At 72.1% G+C, this 20,843-nt stretch carries 18 protein-coding genes; 7 read left to right on the top strand and 11 right to left on the bottom strand.

What is annotated here, in order from left to right; all coding sequences use genetic code 11:
* Window positions 1–40 precede the first annotated feature (40 nt).
* The 4 genes from dnaK to ACIBK0_RS13530 all read right to left on the bottom strand — a co-directional run bounded on the left by dnaK (window position 41) and on the right by ACIBK0_RS13530 (window position 5,487).
* Window positions 41–1,906 (bottom strand): molecular chaperone DnaK, encoded by a 1,866-nt coding sequence (dnaK, locus tag ACIBK0_RS13515; protein ID WP_399078965.1) that lies wholly within the window; start codon window positions 1,904–1,906, stop codon window positions 41–43.
* A 147-nt stretch (window positions 1,907–2,053) separates the two neighbouring features.
* A complete protein-coding gene (locus ACIBK0_RS13520; RefSeq protein WP_399078967.1) occupies window positions 2,054–2,479 on the bottom strand; it encodes an OsmC family protein in 426 nt (141 codons plus the stop codon).
* Window positions 2,480–2,626: 147 nt separating this feature from the next.
* Window positions 2,627–4,363 (bottom strand): hypothetical protein, encoded by a 1,737-nt coding sequence (locus tag ACIBK0_RS13525; RefSeq protein WP_399079281.1) that lies wholly within the window; start codon window positions 4,361–4,363, stop codon window positions 2,627–2,629.
* Between the two features lie 62 nt (window positions 4,364–4,425).
* Entirely contained in the window at window positions 4,426–5,487 is a 1,062-nt protein-coding gene (locus tag ACIBK0_RS13530; protein WP_399078969.1) for an ATP-binding protein, read from the bottom strand.
* A gap of 292 nt (window positions 5,488–5,779) precedes the next feature.
* Between ACIBK0_RS13530 and ACIBK0_RS13535 the strand changes: the two genes are divergently transcribed.
* The gene (locus tag ACIBK0_RS13535) at window positions 5,780–7,402 is read left to right on the top strand and encodes a DUF6345 domain-containing protein (RefSeq protein WP_399078971.1); all 1,623 of its coding nucleotides are present in this window, start codon (window positions 5,780–5,782) and stop codon (window positions 7,400–7,402) included.
* Window positions 7,403–7,612: 210 nt separating this feature from the next.
* Here the strand turns inward: ACIBK0_RS13535 and ACIBK0_RS13540 are convergent, their stop codons facing one another.
* The gene (locus ACIBK0_RS13540) at window positions 7,613–9,718 is read right to left on the bottom strand and encodes an alkaline phosphatase family protein (protein ID WP_399078973.1); all 2,106 of its coding nucleotides are present in this window, start codon (window positions 9,716–9,718) and stop codon (window positions 7,613–7,615) included.
* A gap of 98 nt (window positions 9,719–9,816) precedes the next feature.
* A complete protein-coding gene (locus ACIBK0_RS13545) occupies window positions 9,817–10,284 on the bottom strand; it encodes a hypothetical protein (protein ID WP_399078975.1) in 468 nt (155 codons plus the stop codon).
* Between the two features lie 84 nt (window positions 10,285–10,368).
* On the opposite strand from ACIBK0_RS13545, the gene ACIBK0_RS13550 reads away from it, so the two are divergent.
* Window positions 10,369–11,142 (top strand): MBL fold metallo-hydrolase, encoded by a 774-nt coding sequence (locus ACIBK0_RS13550; protein WP_399078977.1) that lies wholly within the window; start codon window positions 10,369–10,371, stop codon window positions 11,140–11,142.
* A 67-nt stretch (window positions 11,143–11,209) separates the two neighbouring features.
* Window positions 11,210–11,833, top strand: a complete 624-nt coding sequence (locus ACIBK0_RS13555; protein ID WP_399078979.1) for a DedA family protein — start codon at window positions 11,210–11,212, stop codon at window positions 11,831–11,833.
* A gap of 119 nt (window positions 11,834–11,952) precedes the next feature.
* On the opposite strand, the gene ACIBK0_RS13560 is transcribed toward ACIBK0_RS13555, so the two are convergent.
* The 4 genes from ACIBK0_RS13560 to ACIBK0_RS13575 form a co-directional block, all read right to left on the bottom strand.
* Window positions 11,953–13,065 (bottom strand): MBL fold metallo-hydrolase, encoded by a 1,113-nt coding sequence (locus tag ACIBK0_RS13560; protein ID WP_399078981.1) that lies wholly within the window; start codon window positions 13,063–13,065, stop codon window positions 11,953–11,955.
* A complete protein-coding gene (locus tag ACIBK0_RS13565) occupies window positions 13,062–14,309 on the bottom strand; it encodes an aminotransferase class I/II-fold pyridoxal phosphate-dependent enzyme (protein WP_399078983.1) in 1,248 nt (415 codons plus the stop codon). Before ACIBK0_RS13565 ends, ACIBK0_RS13560 begins: the two co-directional genes overlap by 4 nt.
* 213 nt (window positions 14,310–14,522) lie before the next feature.
* A complete protein-coding gene (locus ACIBK0_RS13570; RefSeq protein WP_399078985.1) occupies window positions 14,523–15,572 on the bottom strand; it encodes a hypothetical protein in 1,050 nt (349 codons plus the stop codon).
* 220 nt (window positions 15,573–15,792) lie between these two features.
* Window positions 15,793–16,509, bottom strand: coding sequence for an ANTAR domain-containing response regulator (locus ACIBK0_RS13575; RefSeq protein WP_399078987.1), 717 nt, complete (start codon window positions 16,507–16,509; stop codon window positions 15,793–15,795).
* A 120-nt stretch (window positions 16,510–16,629) separates the two neighbouring features.
* On the opposite strand from ACIBK0_RS13575, the gene ACIBK0_RS13580 reads away from it, so the two are divergent.
* On the top strand, window positions 16,630–17,757 hold the full coding sequence (locus tag ACIBK0_RS13580; RefSeq protein WP_399078989.1) for a PAS domain-containing protein: 1,128 nt from the start codon (window positions 16,630–16,632) through the stop codon (window positions 17,755–17,757).
* A 15-nt stretch (window positions 17,758–17,772) separates the two neighbouring features.
* Here ACIBK0_RS13580 and ACIBK0_RS13585 read toward each other — a convergent pair whose 3' ends face one another.
* Window positions 17,773–18,567, bottom strand: coding sequence for an RNA polymerase sigma factor SigF (locus tag ACIBK0_RS13585; RefSeq protein ID WP_399078991.1), 795 nt, complete (start codon window positions 18,565–18,567; stop codon window positions 17,773–17,775).
* A gap of 266 nt (window positions 18,568–18,833) precedes the next feature.
* On the opposite strand from ACIBK0_RS13585, the gene ACIBK0_RS13590 reads away from it, so the two are divergent.
* The 3 genes from ACIBK0_RS13590 (at window position 18,834) to ACIBK0_RS13600 (ending at window position 20,329) form a co-directional block, all read left to right on the top strand.
* Window positions 18,834–19,211, top strand: a complete 378-nt coding sequence (locus ACIBK0_RS13590; RefSeq protein ID WP_399078993.1) for a DUF2795 domain-containing protein — start codon at window positions 18,834–18,836, stop codon at window positions 19,209–19,211.
* Window positions 19,212–19,316: 105 nt separating this feature from the next.
* Complete coding sequence (locus ACIBK0_RS13595; protein WP_399078996.1) at window positions 19,317–19,760, top strand: CBS domain-containing protein; 444 nt, start codon at window positions 19,317–19,319, stop codon at window positions 19,758–19,760.
* 26 nt (window positions 19,761–19,786) lie between these two features.
* A complete protein-coding gene (locus ACIBK0_RS13600; protein ID WP_399078998.1) occupies window positions 19,787–20,329 on the top strand; it encodes a type 1 glutamine amidotransferase domain-containing protein in 543 nt (180 codons plus the stop codon).
* Window positions 20,330–20,843: the final 514 nt, after the last annotated feature.

Consider the following 20,843-nt stretch of genomic DNA (forward strand, 5'->3'; position numbering starts at 1 on the left):
CCCGCCCTCCGGGCGGACGACGGGAGGCTGACGGCAGGCCCTAAGCCGCGCCGCCCTTCGACTCCCGGTCCTCGTCGACGATCTCGGCGTCGACCACGCCCTCCTCCTCGGCCGGGGCGTGCTCGGTGGCCGGCTCGTCCTGGGGTGTCTGCTGGGCCTGCGAGTACATCGCCTGGCCCATCTTCTGGCTGACGGTGGCCAGCTTCTCGATGGCGGTGCGCAAGGCGGCCGTGTCGGTGGAAGAGTCCTCGAGGAGTTGTTTCAGGTCGGCTGCCGCCGCCTCGACCTCCGTCCTGGTGTCGGGCGGGATGCGCTCGGCGTTGTCGCGGATGAACTTCTCGGTCTGGTAGACGAGCTGCTCGCCCTGGTTGCGCGTCTCCGCTGCCTCGCGGCGCTTCTGGTCCTCCTCGGCGTACTGCTCGGCCTCGCGCATCATCCGGTCGATGTCGTCCTTGGGGAGCGCGGAGCCGCCGGTGACGGTCATCTTCTGTTCGCGCCCGGTGGCGAGGTCCTTCGCCGAGACATGCATGATCCCGTTGGCGTCGATGTCGAAGGCGACCTCGATCTGCGGCACCCCGCGCGGCGCGGGCGGCAGCCCCGTGAGGTCGAAGACGCCGAGCTTCTTGTTGTACGCGGCGATCTCGCGCTCGCCCTGGTAGACCTGGATGCCGACCGACGGCTGGTTGTCCGCGGCCGTGGTGAAGATCTCCGAACGCCGGGTCGGGATCGTGGTGTTGCGCTCGATGAGCTTGGTCATGATGCCGCCCTTGGTCTCGATGCCGAGGGACAGCGGGGTGACGTCGAGCAGGAGGACGTCCTTGACGTCGCCACGGATGACACCCGCCTGGAGAGCGGCACCGACCGCCACGACCTCGTCCGGGTTGACGCCCTTGTGCGGATCCTTGCCGGTGAGTTCCTTCACGAGGTCGGTCACGGCGGGCATGCGGGTGGAGCCGCCCACCAGGATGACGTGGTCCACCACGGACAGCTTGACGCCCGCGTCCTTGACCGCCTGGTGGAAGGGGGTCTTGCAGCGGTCGAGCAGGTCGGCGGTCAGCTCCTGGAACTGGGCGCGTGTCAGCTTCTCGTCGAGGTGCAGCGGACCTTCGGAGGTGGCGGTGATGTAGGGCAGGTTGATGGTCGTCTCGGAGGAGCTGGACAGCTCGATCTTGGCCTTCTCGGCGCCCTCGCGCAGCCGTTGCAGTGCCATCTTGTCGTGGCCGAGCTCGATGCCGTACGACGCCTTGAAGCGCTGGGCGAGGTGCTCGACGATCCGCTGGTCCCAGTCGTCGCCGCCGAGCCGGGTGTCGCCGTTGGTGGCCTTGACCTCGATGACTCCGTCGCCGATCTCCAGGAGCGAGACGTCGAAGGTGCCACCGCCCAGGTCGAAGACGAGGACGGTCTGCTCCTCGCCGCGGTCGAGCCCGTAGGCGAGGGCGGCGGCCGTCGGCTCGTTGATGATCCGCAGGACTTTGAGGCCCGCGATCTCGCCGGCCTCCTTGGTGGCCTGGCGCTGGGCGTCGTCGAAGTAGGCGGGGACGGTGATCACGGCGTCCGTGACGTCCTCGCCGAGGTAGGCCTCCGCGTCCCGCTTCAGCTTCTGCAGCACACGCGCGGACAGCTCCTGCGCACGGTAGCGGGTGCCGTCGATGTCACCCTTCTCCGGGAAACGCCAGCTCGCGTCACCCATGTGGCGCTTCACGGAGCGCGCGGTGCGCTCCACGTTGGTCACCGCCTGCCGCTTGGCGACCTCGCCGACGAGCACCTCGCTGTTCTTGGCGAAGGCCACCACGGAGGGCGTGGTGCGCGCGCCCTCGGCGTTGGCGACGACGGTGGGGTCGCCGCCCTCCAGGACGGCCACCACCGAGTTCGTCGTACCGAGATCGATCCCGACCGCACGTGTCATGTCCGTCCCCTTCCGCCAGGGCTCTGCCCGATCTCCAGCACAAAACTTGAGCGCCTGGTTGTCAATGGGGCGAGTACCCCGGGCGGGCCCGAACACGACGGCGCCGCGGCCCCGGGCTGGGCCGCGGCGCCGTATTGCCCGCGGGCGTCAGGCCAGCTTGGCCGACAGCGTGATCGTCGTGCCGGTCAGCGCCTGGCTGACCGGGCAGTTCTTCTTGGCGTCCTCGGCCGCCGCAACGAAGCCGTCGTTGTCGAGGCCGGGCACCGATCCCTCGACGGTGAGGTGGATGCCGGTGATGCCCTCACCGGGCTGGAAGGTGACGTCGGCGTTGGTGACGAGCTTGGTGGGCGGGGTGCCGGCGCCCGCGAGGGCGTGCGACAGCGCCATGGAGAAGCAGCTGGAGTGGGCGGCGGCGATCAGCTCCTCCGGGCTGGTCTTGCCGTTCGCGTCCTGGGCCCGCGACGCCCACGTCACCGGCTGCTGGCCGATGCCGGAGGAGTCGAAGGTGACGACGCCGCTGCCCTCGAGCAGGTTGCCTTCCCACACGGTGTGTGCGGTGCGCGTGGTTGCCACGATGATTCCCTTCGATGAGGTCCCGTTTTCGGGTCCGTGCCCACCATCCGATCACACCCGCGCCCGGCGCACCCGGAAGACAGCTCACCGCGCCCGGAAGACACGTCGCCGCACCGGCGAGACGCGGCGCCACACCCGCGGGACGGGTCACCGCACCCGGAAGACCGGTCCACGCGCGGTGAACGGGAGCCGCGCGTTCTGCGGTATCAGGTACGCGTGCTCGCGTCGCACCCGCAGGACATCGCAGTAACCGTCCGTGATCACCAGGACGGGCGCGCCCGGCGGGAAATCGTCGGCGCGGTGCAGCAGGTCGATACCGGGCTGCAGCACCGTGCCGCCGCGCCCGTGCACCCGGACGCGGCCGGCGATCTCGGTGACCGGCAGGTAGCCCGCGTCGTGCGGGGCGGCGTCGCAGAAGACGACCCGGGCCGCCGGTACGTCGCGGGCCTCGGCGTACGAGGCGATGGCGCCCAGCGCCTTGCCGATCAGGGTGCGGTCCATGGAGCCGGAGGTGTCGAGGACGACTCCGAAGGTGCAGCGGGCGATCTCCTCGGGCGGGAAGTAGCGGCCCGCGCGCGGGATGTCGGGGGTCGCCGCCTGGCGACGCGCCGGACGCGCGTATGTCCGTACGGGCTCGGGGCGGGGCACGAACTCGTCGAACCAGCGGGCGAGTCGGGCGTCCCACGGCAGCGGCGGATGGCTGAGTGCGCGGATCTCCTCCACCAGCCCGCCCGGCAGATAGCCGCGCTCCTGCTGCTGGTGCAGGTCGAGGCCGTGGCCGAGGCCACGGCGGTAGAACTCGTCGAGGTCGACGTAGTCGCGCGGTGAACCGAGCGGGCCGCCGAGGATGTCGCCCGCGCCCTTGCCGCGCAGCGTGGCCAGTCGGCGCATCCGGCGCAGGTCGCCGGCGATCCGGTCGTACACCTCCTCTGCCGAGAGGTCCTTCAACTCCGGCTCGTACAGCAGGCCTTCGGGCATCGTGCCGATCTGCATCTCGCACAGCCAGCCGTTGATGACGTAGTCGGCGGCGACGTTGAAGAGATAGGGGTCGCGGGTGCCGCAGCGGTCGCCGTGGCGCAGGGCGGCGTGCAGCATCTCGTGGGCGAGGACGAACCGCCATTCCTCGTCGCCGAACCGGCGCAGGGGGTTGATGTAGATCTCCGCCGCCTCCGTGTCGACCGCCGCGACGGAAATGCCGTGGGCGTGGGCGAGTTCGGCGTCGGCGACGAGGGTGATGCCGGCCGCGATGCCGCCCAGGAGGGGGTAGGAGGAGATGAACCAGCTCAGCGCCTTCTCCCAGGGCTGCAGCCGGGTGGGGCCGCCGCGCATGGAGGCACGGCGGCCGCCCGCCATGTCCATCGCGGTGGCCATGGTGCGGGTCAGCGCGTGCGCGAAGGCGATCTGCCAGTCGGGCGGGGTGCCGCCGATCCAGGTGTTCCAGGGCACCAGGACCTGGTCCGGCTCGGGTCCCGCCGTACCGCAGCTGTCGTACGCGGGCGGGATGCCGTCACGGCGCCAGCGCGCGGCGAGCTGCTCCTCGTCGCCGTCGGGGTACGACGCCGGCAGGTCCTCGGGGGTCAGGCCGATGGGGAAGCCGAGCAGGAAGCGGTCGACCACCACGCAGCGGGCGGCGACGTCGAAGCGGTCGGGCTGCTCGCGCTCGCCGGCCGCGGCCGGGACGTGGCCGAAGCCCAGATGGATGATGGCGTGCGCGATGGCCCAGGCCCAGGCCGCGGGTTCGGCCCGGCGGGTGGGGTGTACGTGCAGCGTGCCGTCGGAGTCGACGCGCACGAGACCGTCCCGGGGTGCCATGACGCACTCCTCCTGACGGCACGTACTGAACCCGATGGCGGCGAGCGCGCGGTTGGCCCGCACCAGCCGCATCCCTTCCGCGAACGCCTCGGCGGCCGGGTCCGGCTTCGGGACGTCCGGCTTGCGGGGCCGGCTCACCGCCGGGCCTCGACGAGACGCGGCATGTCCCGGGCCGCCTCCACCAGGAACCACGCCGGAAGTACGGGATTGCCGTCGGCGTCGGAGGCGATGACGCTCTGGGCGACCTCGACGGAGATCTCGGCGAGCTGGACGAGCAGGGACTTGGCGCGGTAGGCGGTCTGCCGGGCGTTCGCCGAGAGGTGCTCCTTGCTTGCGGGCAGTTCCTTCATGAGGCGGCCGCGGAACGACTCGGCGAGGTAGTAGAGCAGGTCGCGGTCCTCCAGCCGGTTCGGCCAGCGGGCGTCGCCCTTGATGATGGCCTCGATGCCGAACTGGCTGCGCACGATCTTGACATAGCCGCAGAAGGCGACGGCGTGCGCCGGCGTGAGCGTGCCGTGCGCGATCACCTTGAGGGTCGGCTCGTCGAGGGTCGGTCCGAAGGAGCGCAGCGCGTCCGAGAGCATGTGCCAGGAGCGGGGCGTGGAGAACGGTTCCTCGGTCTTCGGCGGCTTGGACCACAGGTGGTCGGGCCGGTCGGTGAGGTGATCCAGCACCCACGGGTGGATGTCGTTGGCGGCGGCCCAGGCGAGCCAGTCCTTCGGGGACGCCTCGAGGTGGACGTGGGTGAGGCGGTTGACCAGCGCCGAGGCGATCGGGCGCGCAAGCGCGTTGTCGGTCGCGCGGTTGCCCGCGCCGATCACGATGGAGCCCTTCGGCAGTTCGTAGTTGCCGATACGGCGGTCGAGGATCAGCGAGTAGAAGGCCTTCTGCACATCGGGCGTCGCCGCGTTCAGCTCGTCCAGGAACAGGCAGTACGGCTCGTCGCGGGCGATCGCCTCGGGGGGACAGAAGACGGAGCGGCCTTCGCGGATCTGCGGGACGCCGATGAGGTCCTCGGGGGCGAGCTGGGTACCGAGCAGGCTCACGCATTCCAGACCCAGCGACTCGGCGAACTCCCGTACCAGAGAGGACTTTCCGATGCCGGGAGCGCCCCAGATGAAGACCGGCCGCACGGTCGCGAGACCCAGCAGCAGTTCCGGAATCCGGGCGGGAGTGACGGTGACGGCTGCCTGCACGCAGCGGCTCCTTGAGGGTGTTCGAGTGGGGCCCGCAGGTGCGCGGTGTCCGATACGAACAGTGTGGGCACCGGCGTCCGTTCGCCGCAGCCCATTTTCCGGCGCACCGGACTCCCTCCGTACCACCGGAGCGGCTGTCCACGAGCGACCGGTGGGGCGCCGTGCCATGCCCGGGGCACGGCCGCGATGGCCGGTATGCGCGCTGGGCAAACCCCCGCGCCGGTGACATTTTGAGGCCTCCTCGCCCCTCTGGGACCGAGCGCGGCGAGGTGGACCATCAGGGGGTTTGACCATGCGCATGATCTACGCGGACCGTGGTCCGTCACCACTCGATTCCGGAAAGCCCGGCGCGGCCGACCGTGACTCGACGTTCGGCTGGTGGGGTGCGTTCAGCATCCAGAAGTTCGTGAACCAGAACCCGCTCTCGCACACGCACGAGGACGCCACGGGGTGGCTCGCCTATCTCCAGCAGTTCTACGACCGGAACTTCTGGTTCGCCGACGGCGGCGTGCAGGTGTGGGCGTACGAGGAGACGTACGACAACTGGCAGGACCGCTACGGCGTGGACGCCGTGGTCGCCGTCTACCACTCCGGGCACGGCGGCATGGACGGCAACGGCGTGTTCTTCGCGCCGCTCGGCGCGGTGTGGGACAGCCGCAGTGACGCGATCTCGAACCGGATGGGGTTCGGCAACGAGAAGGCGAACTACGTCTTCTGGTCCACCTGCAACTCGCTGCGTGTCCTCGACGGGCACTCCCCCGTGCGCACCTGGGCGGGCCCCAACCTCGGCTCCCGGATGATCTTCGGCTTCGAGACGACGAGCATCGACAGCCCGGACTACGGCAAGAAGTTCTGGGAGAAGTGGCGGGCCGGACAGACGTACTGCGACGCCTGGCTGAACGCGTCCTGGGACATCTACCACGGGCAGGCGCCCTCGGTCTGCGCGACCGGGCCGACCCAGGCGGAGGCGACCAACCGCCTCAACTCCGAGCGGACGTTCTTCCGCGAGCACGTCTCCGACGCCTGGTACGCGTGGCGCTGGTACTACGCCCGCAGCAGCCTGCGTGAGGCGGCGACCGCCGTACCGGCGCAGACCGTTCAGCTGGTGCCGCGCGACCCGAGTGCGGAACTCACGAAGCTCGGGCAGGCGGCGAGCTTCCCGGCCGCCGCGCTCCAGGAGGTCCAGGTCGAGCGGCAGGGTGTGCTGAGCGCCAACTCCGGCGACCGGTACGTTGCCACGGCGCCGCTCGCCGCGCGCTGGGTCAAGCTCGCCGAGGCCAACCACCGCAACACCACCCAGCTGGACACCGGTCGAGCCGTGGAGTTGGCCCGGGCCTTCGCCGAACAGCACGCGGACGGCGTCGAGTTGATCGTCGACGGCGTGCACGACCTGTGGCAGAACTCCGGCACGAAGGACGGCTCGCAGCTTGGTGAACCCGTCTCGGTGCAGACACATGTGACCTTCCGTCAGGCCTTCGACGGCGTGCCCGTCATCACACCCGGGCGCGGCGAGATCCGCGTGGCACTCGACAACGACGGCACGGTCGTGCAGGCGCACCTGTCGACGCGGGAGGCGGCGGGTTCGACCCGGACGCCGAGTTCGATGGTCGCACCGCCGTCCGGGCAGGGGATGCGCGCCGCGACGGCACCGCTCCCGCGCGACCCGGCCGAGTCGCTGGCCGCGGCCCAGCTGAGGCTGGTCCAGCACCTCGCCGTGGTGGGCTCCGACGAGCAGCGCTCCGCCGCCGAGATCCACGAGCAGCTGGAGATCCGGGACGTGCCGGGCACCATGCAGGTCGGCTACGAGATCGAAGGCAACGAAGCGTTCCCGGCCGCCCGCAAGCTGATCGAGATCGGGCAGCAGGACAGCATGTACAAGACGCAGCGCTGGGTGGTCGCTCCATTGGCCCGCTGAGCCGGCAGGCAGCGATGCACAGGACATAGGACTGCTGAGTCGGCGGGCAGAGGTGTACAGGACTGCTGAGCCGACAGGCAGCAGTACACAGGCCCACCGAGTGGGCGGGCCGAAGCGCTCAGGCCGCCGAACCGACAGGCAGCAGTACACAGGCCCACCGAGTGGGCGGGCCGAAGCGCTCAGGGCCGCCGAGCCGGCAGGCAGCGGTGTTCAGGCTGCCGAGTCGGCAGGCGGAGGCAGTCGGGCGGCACGCTCGTTCGAGCGTGCCGCCAGTGGCACCTGGGGGCCGTCGCACTCGCGCAGCCACCGCCGCAGTATGCGGTGCACGTGCTCCGCACCGACGAGTTCGCCCTCGTCCTCGACCGGTGCGGACAGCGCCACCGGGGAGAGCAGGAAGGGCCGTGCCTGGGCCCCGCCGAGTCCGCCGTGCGAGCCGATCTGCTCCTCGAAGGCCAGGACTTCGCCCTCTCCGGGTTCGTACCAGGAGTTCACCATGATGTCGGCGACGTGCGGGAACGAATGCGTGCGCCGTATCGCGTCGGCGGCGCCGGGCCCGAAGTCGGCGAGCGGACCCGGACGTGCGTCGTCGAGCTCGTCCACCGGCACCTCCGCACCGTTCGCGCCGAGCACGAGACCGCCGTGCTCCTCGCTGCGGACCAGCACGAAGCCGACGCCGGGGTGGTTGGCGAGCGTGGACAGCAGCGCGGGATGGCGCCGGTCGATCTCCTCCCGGCTCATCCGGTGCGGCACGTCGGGGAAGGAGACCAGGCCGAGGTTGCCGGAGGCCAGCACGATGGGCTCGGAGCGGCGCCGCGAGGGACGGTGCCGCTCGCCGCCCTCCTCGACCGGCCTGCGCAGCGCGGCCCGCACGGCGGCCCGGGCCTCGGCACCGCTGTGCGTGCGCTGCGCCTTGCGCGGCACGGGCAGCCCGCAGCCCGCGCGGACCAGATTGCCGAGGGTGAGGCCGTAGCGGGTCAGGAAGGTCTCACCGGGGCTCTGGCCGTGGTCGGACAGCAGCACGATCCGGTACGGCCGCGGCGCGTGCTCGGCGACCTTCGCGATCAGCGCGAGCGAGCGGTCGAGCCGCTCCAGGACCTTCTCGGCGTCCCGGCTGTGCGGCCCGGAGTGGTGCGCCACTTCGTCGTACGCCACCAGGTCCGCGTAGATCGCGTTGCGCCCGACGAGCATGTCGCCGATCACCGCGGCGACGACGACATCCCGCTCGACGACGGTGGCGAAGGCTCGGACGAAAGGGTACAGCCCACCGCGCTTGACGCGCGGGCGCCGCTTCTTCAGCCGGGCCCCCGTGGACTGGCCCATCTCTCGAAAGACCTCGGCGACGAGGGACATGGCGGTGCGGACGGCGTTGGCGGGGTCGCTGAAGTAGGCGAAATAGCCAGCCCTGGAGCGGTTCTCCTTGCCCCTGCGCGCCGCGATGGACAGTACGAGGGCCAACTCGTCGGCACCGCCGCTGAAGAGGTTGCCCCGGCTGGCGCCGTCCACGGTGAGCAGCCCCCCGTCGCCGGTGTACCCGATCGCGCGGCGCTGGAGTTCGGCGGCGCTGCTGGGCCGATTGCAGACCATGACCTCGCCGCTGTCCTTCTCGTACCACCGGAAGGCCGGGATGTCGTGGTTGCTGCCGTGCAGGATGCCGAGTTGGCTGGCGCCGGTCTGGCTGGACCAGTCGGTGCGCCAGGGGGTGAGCCGGTGGGTGGGCCGCCTGCCGCCGAGCCACTCCGCGACGGTCGGCATGAGCCCCTTGCCGATGGCACTCTCCAGGACGTCGTGGCCCACGCCGTCGAGCTGGATGAACACGGCGCCGGGGGTCGAGGGCCCGGCCCGTCCTGCGGCGCGCCTGCGGCGCCGGTCGGCGAGCCGGTACAGCCTGCGCCGGTACGCGTCGTCGTCCCGCACGGCCAGGGCACCACCCGTGGCCGAGGCGACGGCGGACATCACCGCCGCGACGACCACGGCCGTCTCGGGGGCGACCTCACCCTGCCCGGAGGGGCTGATCCGCAGGGCGATCAGCAGCAGGGACCCGTTGAGGAAGAAGACGAGCAGTCCGAGCACGAGGGCGGGCACCAGCAGCAACGCCCTGACCAGCAGGGGCCACACGAGCGAGGACAGCAGACCGAAGACGCCCGCGCCGGCCGCCGCGGTGACGGCGATCTGCGTGGCGCTGTCCCCGCTGTCCGACTGCAACTGGAAGTCCGGCAGCGCCCCGGCCAGGACGAGCATCGTGACCGTGGACACGGCCCACACCGTGATGCTGCGCCACACTCCGCTGAGGACCCGTCGCCATCGTCCTCCACCCACGCCCAGTCCACCTCACGTCCCGGCCCGCCCGGTCGACCAAGCCTGCTCCCACCCTGTCACAACGGCCGGGTGGGGCCGGATGTCCCCGGACGGAGGGGTCAGCGGCCGTCGTACCCCGCCGTCGGCATCGACAGACGGCGGTGGACCCGCGCCTTCATCTGGGCGTCGTACGCCGGTTCCGCACAGCCGACCGTCTCGACCCGTACGCCGCGACGCCTGCACTCGGCGGTGAACTCGTCGACCGAGGCGAGGGCGCGCTCCAGCACACGCCGGCTCGGCGCGACGAACAGATCGACGAGGCCCGCCTCGACGTCCGCCCACAGAGTGCGGTGGTCGGGGCGTAGACCACGCACGAGGAGCTCCCTCGTGACCACGTAGCCGTGCTCGGCGGCCCAGCGGGCGCACATCGCGTGCTGGCTGCGGGAGTCGACGAGGAAGGGGTCCGCGTCCAGCTCCTCCAGGGGCGTCAGGCTCGCGATCGCCGTGACGCGAAGCGACGCGGAGCCGCCCCGTTCGAGCGAGCGCTCAAGGGCGTGCGTGCCGGAGGCACCGCGCGCGTCTCCCATGGCGTCCCCCTCACCTCCGGGTTTCGCCGCCGACCCTACTCCTGCCCGTAGGCTCGGGGGGAGTCGCGCGAAGGAGGCAAAGAGGTGCCGGTGGAGATCACCTGGTGGGGACACGCCACCTGCACGCTTCAGGACGCCGGAACACGCGTGCTCACCGACCCGCTCTTCGCGCGCCGACTCGCACACCTTCGGCGCAGGCGCGGGGCGCCGCCCCCGCACCGGGCAGCGGTCGCCGACGTGGCACTCGTGTCCCATCTGCACGCCGACCATCTGCACCTGCCCTCGCTGGCGAAGCTCGCGCCCGGTACGTGGCTGCTGGTGCCGAAGGGCGCGCCGCGGGCGGTGCCCGGACTGCGCAGGCTGGACCGTCTCCGGATCGTCGAGGTGGCGCCCGGCGACCGTACCCAGGTCGGTGACCTGGTCGTACGCACCGTCTCGGCACGTCACGACGGACGGCGACTGCCCGTCGGGCCGCACCGCTCCCCCGCCGTCGGGTACGTGGTCGAAGGGGAGGCGCGCACGTACTTCGCAGGCGATACCGGGCTGTTCGCGTCGATGGCCGAGGAGGTCGGGCCGGTCGACGTGGCGCTGCTGCCGGTGGGCGGATGGGGGCCGTACCTCGGGGAGGGCCACCTCGACGCGGGGCGCGCCGCGGAGGCACTCGCCCAGTTGATGCCGCTGAGCGCCGTGCCGGTGCACTACGGCACGTACTGGCCGATCGGGATGGACGCCGTGCGCCCCCATGAATTCCACGCGCCGGGCGAGGAGTTCGTACGCCTCGCCGCCGAGCGCGCGCCCCAGGTCACGGTGCACCGCCTCGAACATGGCGAGAGCGTACGTCCGGAGGTCGCGCGGTGACGTTCCTGTCGGAACCCCCCGCACACATAGCGGCACCCGGTGAGGGCACGCGGCCGGAGGTCACCCCGTGTTCTTCCTGACCGCGGCCGCCACGACCCCGGCGCCGGAGTCCACGCAGCAGGCGATCGGTTATCCCTCGCTGTTTCTGCTGGTGTTGATCGGCGCGCTGGTGCCGGTGGTGCCGACGGGTGCGCTGGTGAGTTCGGCGGCTGTGGTCGCCTTTCATCAGACGGCGCCGTTCGCGCTGCTGATGGTCTTCGCCGTGGCGGCGCTCGCGGCGTTCCTCGGCGATGTCGCGCTGTACTGGCTCGGTCAGCGCGGTATGCGGTCCAAGAACGGCTCGCGCTGGCTGGAGAACCTCCGCGATCGCGCCCCCGAGGACCGGCTCGCCCAGGCACAGGAGAAGCTGAGCTACCACGGCATCGCGGTGCTCGTCCTCTCCCGTCTGGTCCCGGCCGGCCGCATTCCGGTCATGCTCGCCTGTCTCATGGCGAAGATGCCCCTGCGCACCTTCGCGCGCGGCGACGTCCCCGCCTGCCTCGCCTGGGTGGTGACGTACCAGCTGATCGGCATCCTCGGCGGGTCCCTCTTCAGCGAGCCGTGGGAGGGGGTGGTCGCCGCGGTGGCGCTCACGCTGGCGATCAGCGTGGCCCCGAGCGTGTGGCGGAGAGTGCGGAGGCCGGCCGCGTAGCCCACGGCCGGGGATTTCGCCCCCTCCGCCCCTACCCGTCCCGTACCTGGGGGCCGCGTCCCCAGACCCCCTCAAAGATTGCGCAGTTCCCCGCGCCCCTTTTAGGGCGCGGGGAACCCTCAGGCCAGCACCCGCGACGCCCCCACCGGCAGGTCCCACAGCGCCTCGCGGGCCAGCCCAGCCTTCTCCCAGGCCGCCCGTACGCGCGTCAGCGGTTCCAGGACGGGCTCGGCGGAGAGGACGAAGCTGCCCCAGTGCATGGGCGCCATCCGCTCGGCGCCGAGGTCGAGAGTCGCCCGCACCGCCTCCTCCGGGTCGCAGTGGACGTCGCTGAGCCACCACCGGGGGTCGTACGCACCGATCGGCAACAAGGCCAGGTCGATGCCCGGGTAGCGCCGGCCGATGCGGGCGAACCAGTGTCCGTACCCCGTGTCGCCCGCGAAGTACACGCGCTGCTTGTCGGGCGCGGTGAGGACCCAGCCGCCCCACAGCGTGCGACAGGTGTCGGTCAGGCTGCGCTTGGACCAGTGGTGGGCGGGGACGAAGTCGAAGCGGACGCCGCGCAGTTCGGCCGCCTCCCACCAGTCCAGCTCGGTGACCTGGGTGAACCGGCGGCGCCTGAACCACCGGCCGAGGCCGGCCGGTGCGAACACCGGTGTGTCGCGCGGAAGCCGGCGCAGAGTCGGCGCGTCCAGGTGGTCGTAGTGGTTGTGGCTGATGACGACCGCGTCGACGCGCGGCAACGCGCTCCAGGCCACACCGACCGGCGTGATCCGGGCCGGGGTACCGAGGATCTTGCGGGACCAGACCGGGTCGGTGAGAACGGTGAGCCCACCGATCCGGATCACCCAACTCGCGTGCCCCGCCCAGGAGACGGCAACCGTACGCGCGTCGACCCGGGGTAGTGGCCCCGGGGCGAAGGGCAGCCGCGGAATGTCGGCGAGCCCCTCGGCCCCCGGCCGCAACGCTCCCTCACGGGCGAACCGGGCGAAGGCCCGCAGCCCGGGCAGCGGTGCGGTCAGCCGGTCCACGAAGGACCGCGGCCAGACACGCCGCTCGCCGAGCGGACGGGGCTCGGCGAGGGGACCGACAGGAACGAGAGGACCGACAGGGACAAGAGGGACGGCGGGAGAGACGTGCCCGGCCGCCGCCGCGGCCGAAGAGGACGCCGGATCGTCGGCGTCCTGCGTGGTCGTAGTCGTGCTCGTGGTCGACTCGGACTGCTGCGTCATCGAGGAGGCTCCCATCGCTGAGCGTCGTCGCGGAGATCGTCGAAGGCCGACCCCAACAGGGTCAACGCGCGTTGCACATGCGGCAGTTCCAACGGCGAGGGTGACGTGAGGCATTCCGCCCGCTCCTCGTCCGTGGCGCCGAGCAGCGGCCCGGTGCCCAGGCGCACCCTCAGCGACGCGAGGTCGTCGCCGAACCGGTGGCCGCCCGGCGCGGGCATGCCGAGCCGGGCGGTCAGGAAGTCCTCCAGATCCTGGGCGTCGCCCACGCCGTGCGCGCCGAGCGCGGAGCGCAGCGGGCCGAGGTCCACGTACAGGTGTCTGCCGGCCTGCGGGGGCCGCGAGACGGCGCCCGCACCGACCACCGCGTGGTGCGCGGCGGCGGCCACGCGCGCGTGCAGGTGGACGGCGGCGGTGAGCCGTTCCGTGATCGCGGCGGGCTCGTCGAGCGCATACGCGGCCGCCGCGGCGACCGGTTCGGCAACCCGTGCGCCGAGCACGGTGAGCACGTCGAGGACACGGGCGCGCAGCCCGATCCCGGACTCGGTGGCCGGGAAGCGTGCGACGGCGGCCGGCCAGCCCTCCGGCAGGAAGGCGCCCGCGAGGTCCGAGAGGACGGTGACCTCGTCGGGGAGCATCTCGGCGGGGCTGAGCAGCACCGTGTCGTGCGCCTGGTGCAGCGTGTCGCGCCAGGTCTCGTCGCTGACGATGTGCAACCCCTCGCCCAGCGCGGCCTCCACGGTCTCGTGGACGACCTCGGGCGGCGCGACGGTCGCGGTGGGGTCGTCGGCCACGGAGAGCACGAGCAGCCGCGGTTCGCCGCCCTCGGCCCGGACTCTGCGGACGGTTTCCAGGAGGGCGTACGGATCCGGAAGGCCCCCGCACTCCGCGGGCGTCGCGACATGGAACACGGATCTGCCCAACAGCCGTACCTGCGGCGCCCACCAGGCGGCGCACGGGCGGGGCACGAGGACGTCGCCGCCGAGCGCCCCGGTCAGCGCGAGGAGCAGCGCGGGGGCACCGGGTGCGGCGGCCACCCGGTCGTGTGCGGCAGGCAGTCCGCGTCGGCTCCAGTAGGCACAGGCCGCGTCGAGGAGCGCGGGTCCGCCGCCGGAGGGCTCGGCGTGGGCGCGGTCCGCGGCGGCGGCCAGCACGGAGCGGAGTTCCGGCAGCACGGGCAGGCCCTGATCGGGAAGCGGCGGACCGTAACGGACGGGGCCGTGCCCTTCCGGATGCGTCCGCCGCATACGTTCCTCCGCGCAGTCCGTGGTGCCGTGCCGTGTCGCCGGTGCAACGGCCCCCATCGCCGCTGCCGTGCCCCTCTCCGGTGCTCCTGGCTCCGTACGGTCTTGAGGTGTTCCTTGTCCCTTCGTACAGCCTCTCTTACGGTGCCGCTCGCACCCTCGGCCTCTCCGTACCCAGGGTGGGGCCACCCCATGGGCGGCGGTCCTGTTGTGCCGTCACAGCCTCAGTCGTCGGCGGGACCTGTCCTTGCGGCGCAGTCGGTGGACGGCCGCGCCCAGCGCGCCCGCGATCAGGATGCTCCCGGCGACCAGCGCCGGGACGGAGTCGGTGAAGGCGCCGCCCTCCCCGGCCTGCACCCCGCCCTCAATGGTCGGTGGGCGCTGCCCGCTACCGCTTTCGGGCGGGCGCTCCACGGCGTCGCTGTCCGGAGGGCTCTGACCGGAATCGCTGTCCGGAGGACTCTGACCGGCGTCGCTGTCCGGAGGACTCTGATCGGTGTCGCTGTCCGGGAGGCGCCCTGCGGTGTCGCCTTCGGGCAGGCGCTGCCCTGTGCCGCTGTCCGACGGGGGCTCCACGGTGCCGCTGTCCGGTGTGCGTGCCACAGTGCCGCTGTCCGGTGTGCGTGCCACAGTGCCGCTGTCCGGCGTGCGTGCCACAGTGCCGTTGTCCGGCGTGCGTGCCACGGTGCCGCTGTCCGGAAGACTCTGACCGGCAGCACTGTCCGGAAGACTCTGACCGGCAGCACTGTCCGGAAGACTCTGACCGGCGTCGCTTTCCAGTGGGCCCTCTACGGCGTTGTCTGCCGGGAGGCTCTGCGCGGTACCGCTCGCCGCGGTGTTGCCACGGGCCACGGTGTACGAGGCCTTCCACTTCTGCTGCCGGCCGCCCGTGGCCCCGGGGCACGCGCCGTCGACGCCCCACTCCAACGCCGCGCCCACCGTGCCGGGACCGCCGTCGACGTCGCCCCCCTGCGGGACACGGGCCGTGCCCCGATAGGCGGCGGCGCCCGCCGCGCTCTGCCCGGCGCTCTCCACCCGGCGCAGCTGAACCTTGCCCTCCTCGAAGCCCTCCGAGGTGGCGTCGATGAAGTCGGGCGGGGATCCCTCGATTCCGTCGCAGGTGACGGAGACGGTGACGGTGCCACCGGGTTCGACGGACCCCGGGCTGACCTCCGCGGCCGGATCCGCGGACGCGGCCGACGCGGCGGCGCCAAGGGCGGCACCGGCCAGGGCGGTGGCGGACAGGGCACGGGCGGTACGGCGCATGGGATGGGCTCCTTCGGCCGGGCGGCTTTCCCGGGGGGCACGGCCGTCGTGCCCCCCGTGGCCCATCACAGCCCGCCCGGCGGCGCGGCGCGCGCGGCCGGGCACCATTCGCGGGACACGGACGCCCGAGCGGGTGACCCCAGGGGTAAGAAGACCGCCGCCTGCCACGGACCCGAGGCAGGTCGCCCGCCCGGGCCCGTGGTCCGCCTCCCACGACCTGTCAGTCGGAGAGGGGGACGAGCTGCTTCTCCAGTCCCCGGCCGCGTTTGTCCACGACGGCCGAGGCGACGTCGGACAGTTTGCGGTTGGTGCCCTGCGAGATGCGGCGCAGTACCCCGAAGGCCGTGTCCGCGTCGCAGCCGAGCACATGCATGACGATGCCGCACGCCTGGTCGACGACCGGCCGGGTGCGCAGCGCGGTACCCAGCTGGTCGAGCTCGGTGAGCGCGGCGCGGTAGGAGCGGTCGCGGAGCAGACAGGTCGCGGCGAGGTCGCCCAGTGCGCGGGCGGGACCGCGCGGGGCGTCCTCCAGGGCGCCGGGCCGGAAGCTGTAGAGGCTGAGGGTGATGGTCAGCCCGGAGCGCCGGAAGGGGATGGTGACGCTGGAGCGCACGCCCGCGTCGAGGGCCATGGCGCGGTACTCCGGCCAGCGCTCCTCGCGCAGCAGGTCAGCCGAGTCGACGGGCTCACCGCGCTCCAGGGCGGCCGGGATCGGCCCGTCGCCGGAGCGGAGCTGCACCGAGACGAGTCCGGCGAGGTCGGGGTGGGTCACCGCGGCGGGCCGCTCGGCGCCGCCTTCGCACACCATGCTGCTGGCACCGCAGCAGTCGGTGGTGCAGCGTACGGCCTGCTCGGCGAGTTCCGAGAGCCTCCTTCCTGGAAGGGCGGACTCGGGCGATTCCGTTCCCAGATGGTCGAGTTGATCGGTGTCCGGCATGGTTCACTCCTCCTCTCGTCGTCTCCGCGACGCCTTCCCCCCTCACCTGCGTGAAAAACAAGTTCGTCGGGTTCGGCTCCCGCCGCCCGCGGAATACGCCGCTCGGGTTACGTTCATCGCATGGCGCAGACGGACGAATTCGGTGAAGACCTTGCGGATTTCGTACGCCGTGTTGCGGAGTTGAAGGCGTCGCGGTCCATGCCGCCCGACGACCTCCCGACGGTCCTCGACGCGGCGATCTTCGAACTCGACCATGTGGCCGACCAGTTGTGGCCGTGGTTCCAGCGCCTGTCCTCGGACAGCCCGTCCGGGGCGGCCGCGGTGGACCGTCAGGAACAGCAACTTCTCAAGGCGCTCTTCCAGCGGGTGCCGGTGCCCGTCGCGCTGGTGGACCGCGAGACGGTGGTGCGCAGACTGAACTTCGCGGCGACCGCCTTCACCGGAGTGAGGGCGGGCTATGCGACCGGCCGGCCGCTGACCGGGTTCCTCGCCCACGCCGACCGTGCCGCGTTCCGCTCGCAGGCGGCGGCGGTGGCACGCGGCGAGGGCGACCGCGGTCTCACCGTTCACCTCCAGCAGCAGCCGTCGGTACCGGTGCGCGCGACGCTGACCGCTCTGCGGCCCAGCGGGGAACCCCGCACCGCCGTCCTCGTCGTTCTGCAGCCCGGCGATTTCCAGGGGCCGTCGGAGGGGAACGTGCCGGGCCCTGCGATGCCGAACCTCTCCGAGACCACCCGGCACGCCGCGCTGATGGACCTGGTGGACGCGATGACCACTGCGCTGCTGAGCGCGCCCGGCGAGGACCGGTCCGCGGTGCTCGCACGGGCGGCCGGGGTACTGCACGGGCGGTTCGCGGACTGGGTGGTGGCCGACGCCGGAGCCGCGCGACTGTCCCGTACGACCGTCCTGGGACCGCCGGAGCGCGCCGAGGAGGTGGCGGCCGTGGCCGGGCAGGATCCCGCCGCGTGCCCCCTCGTCGTCGAGGCGGCACGCGGCGGTTCCACGACCCTTCAGGTGCGCCCCGAGGACCCGGACGCCTTCGGGTGCGACACCTCGGGCGCCCCCGTCCTCGTACGCGCGAATGTGACGTCGCTGCTGTGCGTGCCACTGACCACTGAATCCGGGCCCGTACGGGGGGTGTTGACGCTGTTCCGCGGCGGCGCACGGCTGGCGTTCTCGATGGCCGAGGCGCAGGCGATGGACATGATGTCCCGTCATATCGCGCTGGCCATGGCGCGGTTGAACTGAACCGCGGGCCGGGCGCTACGCCACGTCGCGCATCACTTGGTCGCGCAGCCGGTTGCAGCAGCGGCTGATCAGCCGGGAGACGTGCATCTGGGAGATACCGAGCTCGTCGGCGATGCTGCTCTGCGTCATGTCGCCGAAGAACCGCATGTAGAGGATGACGCGTTCCCGCTCGGGCAGAGCCTGCAGGCGGGGCTTGACGGCCTCGCGGTCGATCACGGTGTCGAGGGCCGGGTCGGGCGAGCCGAGGGCGTCGCTGAGCGAGTAGCCGTCCTCGCTGCCCGGGAGTTCGGCGTCCAGGGAGAGCGCGGTGAAGCTCTCCAGGGCCTCCAGGCCGGTCAGCACGTCCTCCTCGCTCATCCGGGCGCGCTCGGCGATCTCGGCGACGGTGGGCCTGCGGCCCGGGATGGTCTGCGACAGGTCCTGGCTGGCGAACCGCACCCGGTTGCGCAGGTCCTGGACGCGACGCGGCACGTGCAGGGTCCACATGTGGTCGCGGAAGTGGCGCTTGATCTCACCGGTGATGGTCGGCACGGCGTAGCTCTCGAAGGCGTTGCCGAGCTCGGGGTCGTAGCGGTCGACGGCCTTGACCAGGCCGAGCGCCGCGACCTGGCGCAGATCCTCGTAACTCTCGCCGCGGCTGCGGAACCGCCCCGCGAGCCGTTCGGCCATCGGCAGCCAGGCCTCGACGATCTCCTCACGGAGCGTGTCGCGCTGCTGGCCCGGGGGAAGCGTGGCGAGCTTGCGGAATGCCTCCGCGGTATCGGGGGCGTCGTCGTGCGGATGATGCTTCGCGCTCGCTTGAGTTCGCATGGTGCGTCGCAACTCCCTTGGGTGTGCCTTGAGTTGGGCAGTCACCGTGGGAATACGCGGATGTGCCGGACAGACACATCCGTGGCGACGGTCGCCGCTCCCACGGACGTGCCTCCTGTCCGAAGCACTGGGAGTGCGTCTGCCCCGAGTCATGCGGAGCAAACACACACGGCTACCGAAGTGGGGCGGTTGGTGACAGCTGAGGGACGTGTCGACTCCCGGTCCACGGGTACGCGATCACCACCCCCGAACATCTGGAGGGAGTCATGCAGCGAGGCAGCGACCGGCTGAGCGTCCACCGGGACGAAGAGATGAAGCACGAACTACGAGAGCTGCTCAGGTCGGGGCACCCCACCCGGACCGAGGAGTGGCACGATCCGGAGCCGACCGCCGACGACGACCCGGAGATCGCGGGTGGACCCGTGGCACCGGGCCGTGCGACCGCCTCCGTCGAGACGGTGCGGCTCGAACTGGCGCGGCTGCTGGGCCGTACGCCGTTCCCCGCGGGGCCCCGCGAGCTGACCGGCCTGCTGCGGGACAAGCACGCGCCGGACGTACTGGTCGAGGCGCTGGAGCGACTGCCGCACAAGGCGCGCTACACCACGGCACACGAGCTGGCCGAAGCGGTCGTGCGCGTCGGCTGACCGGAAGGGAAAGGCATGAGTGCCCGGCTCGGGGGTACTGCGGCCGTCGTCCCGCCGACGTACCCGCACCCCCGCAGCCGGGGAACGCAGGAAGGCCCAACAGCCATGGCAGATTTCGTCAGGGAAGTCATGACGCCGGGAGTCGTCGCGGTCAGCCCGGACGCCTCGCTCGTCGAGGCCGCGCAACTGATGCGGGCCCAGGACATCGGCGATGTCCTGGTGGCCGACCACGAGCTGATCGGGGTCCTCACCGACCGTGACATCGCATTGCGCGCCGTAGCCGACGGCGCCGATCCGCTGACCGTGAGCGCCCAGGCCGTGTGCACCCCCCATCCGGTGGTGATCGGCCCGGACGACGCCGTGTCCACCGCGATCGGGCTGATGCGCGCGCACGCCGTACGCCGGCTGCCGGTCGTCGAGGACGGTCGGCCGGTGGGCATGGTGAGCCTCGGCGACCTCGCGGTGGCGCAGGACCCGGGCTCGGCACTCGCCGACATCAGCCGCGCCGCGCCGGAGCGGCGGCCCGGCACACCGCGCCCACCTCTCTGACGGCCGGGACAGGAGATGGAGCAACCATGCGTATCGCGTTTCTGATGGCGCCGGAGGGCGTCGAGCAGATCGAACTCACCGATCCCCGGCAGGCGGTGCGGGACGCGGGCGGTGAGCCCGTCCTCGTGTCCACCGGGCCCGGGCGGATCCAGGCGTTCCGCCATCTCGACAAGGCGGACACGTTCCCTGTGGACGAGGTCGTCGCCGACGTGTCGGCCCAGTCCTTCGACGGGCTCGTCCTGCCGGGCGGCGTGGCCAATCCCGACGCCCTGCGGCTGGACGAGCGGGCCGTGTCCTTCGTACGCGACTTCTTCGAGCAGGGCCGTCCGGTCGCCGCGATCTGCCACGCCCCCTGGACGCTCGTCGAGGCCGACGTGGTCCGGGGCCGTGTGCTCACGTCCTGGCCGAGCCTGCGCACGGACATCCGCAACGCGGGCGGCACCTGGGTCGACGAGCGCGTGCACGTCTGTCAGCAGGGGCCCAACACATTGATCACCAGCCGTAAGCCGGCCGATCTCAAGGCGTTCCGCGAGGCGCTCCTGGAGGCGTTCACACGTCAGGCGGCGTGACACGTGGCCATGCGTGCTATGCGTGCCCGGGGCCGCCCGGTCGCGCAATGCCGGGGGGAGCGACCGGGCCCGGCCGAGGAGTCCGACCCGGCAGGGTAGGTGCCCGGCCGGAGCCCGCCGGGGTCCGTCGTGGCCGCGCCCGCGGATGGAGCGGGCCCCGGTCCTGCGCGGCGAACCCCAGGTGGCCGGAGCCCCAGCGGTGGGCGACCTCGCTGACGCCCGACTCGTCCGGGCGCGGCCGGGCGCGGTTCCTCGTGGACCCGGGCCAGCCGCACTTCGCGCAGATGCGCCATCGGGGACAGACCCACGTAGTGGCGGAACGCTTCCTGGAGCCGACGCACCCCGACGCGTGCCCCGGCGGCGAGTCCGGCGGCGGTGAAGGGGTGTTCGGGGCACTCGTGGATGGCGTCGAGGGCCCGCCTGACGGGGGCGGACCGCAACGGGTGTGCGGGTCGGTCGAGTTCGTCCCAGTGGCCGTGCCCCGACGCTCGGCATCAACGCGTGCACCGGCACG

This window comes from Streptomyces sp. NPDC050564, from assembly GCF_044457265.1.
GTDB lineage: Bacteria > Actinomycetota > Actinomycetes > Streptomycetales > Streptomycetaceae > Streptomyces.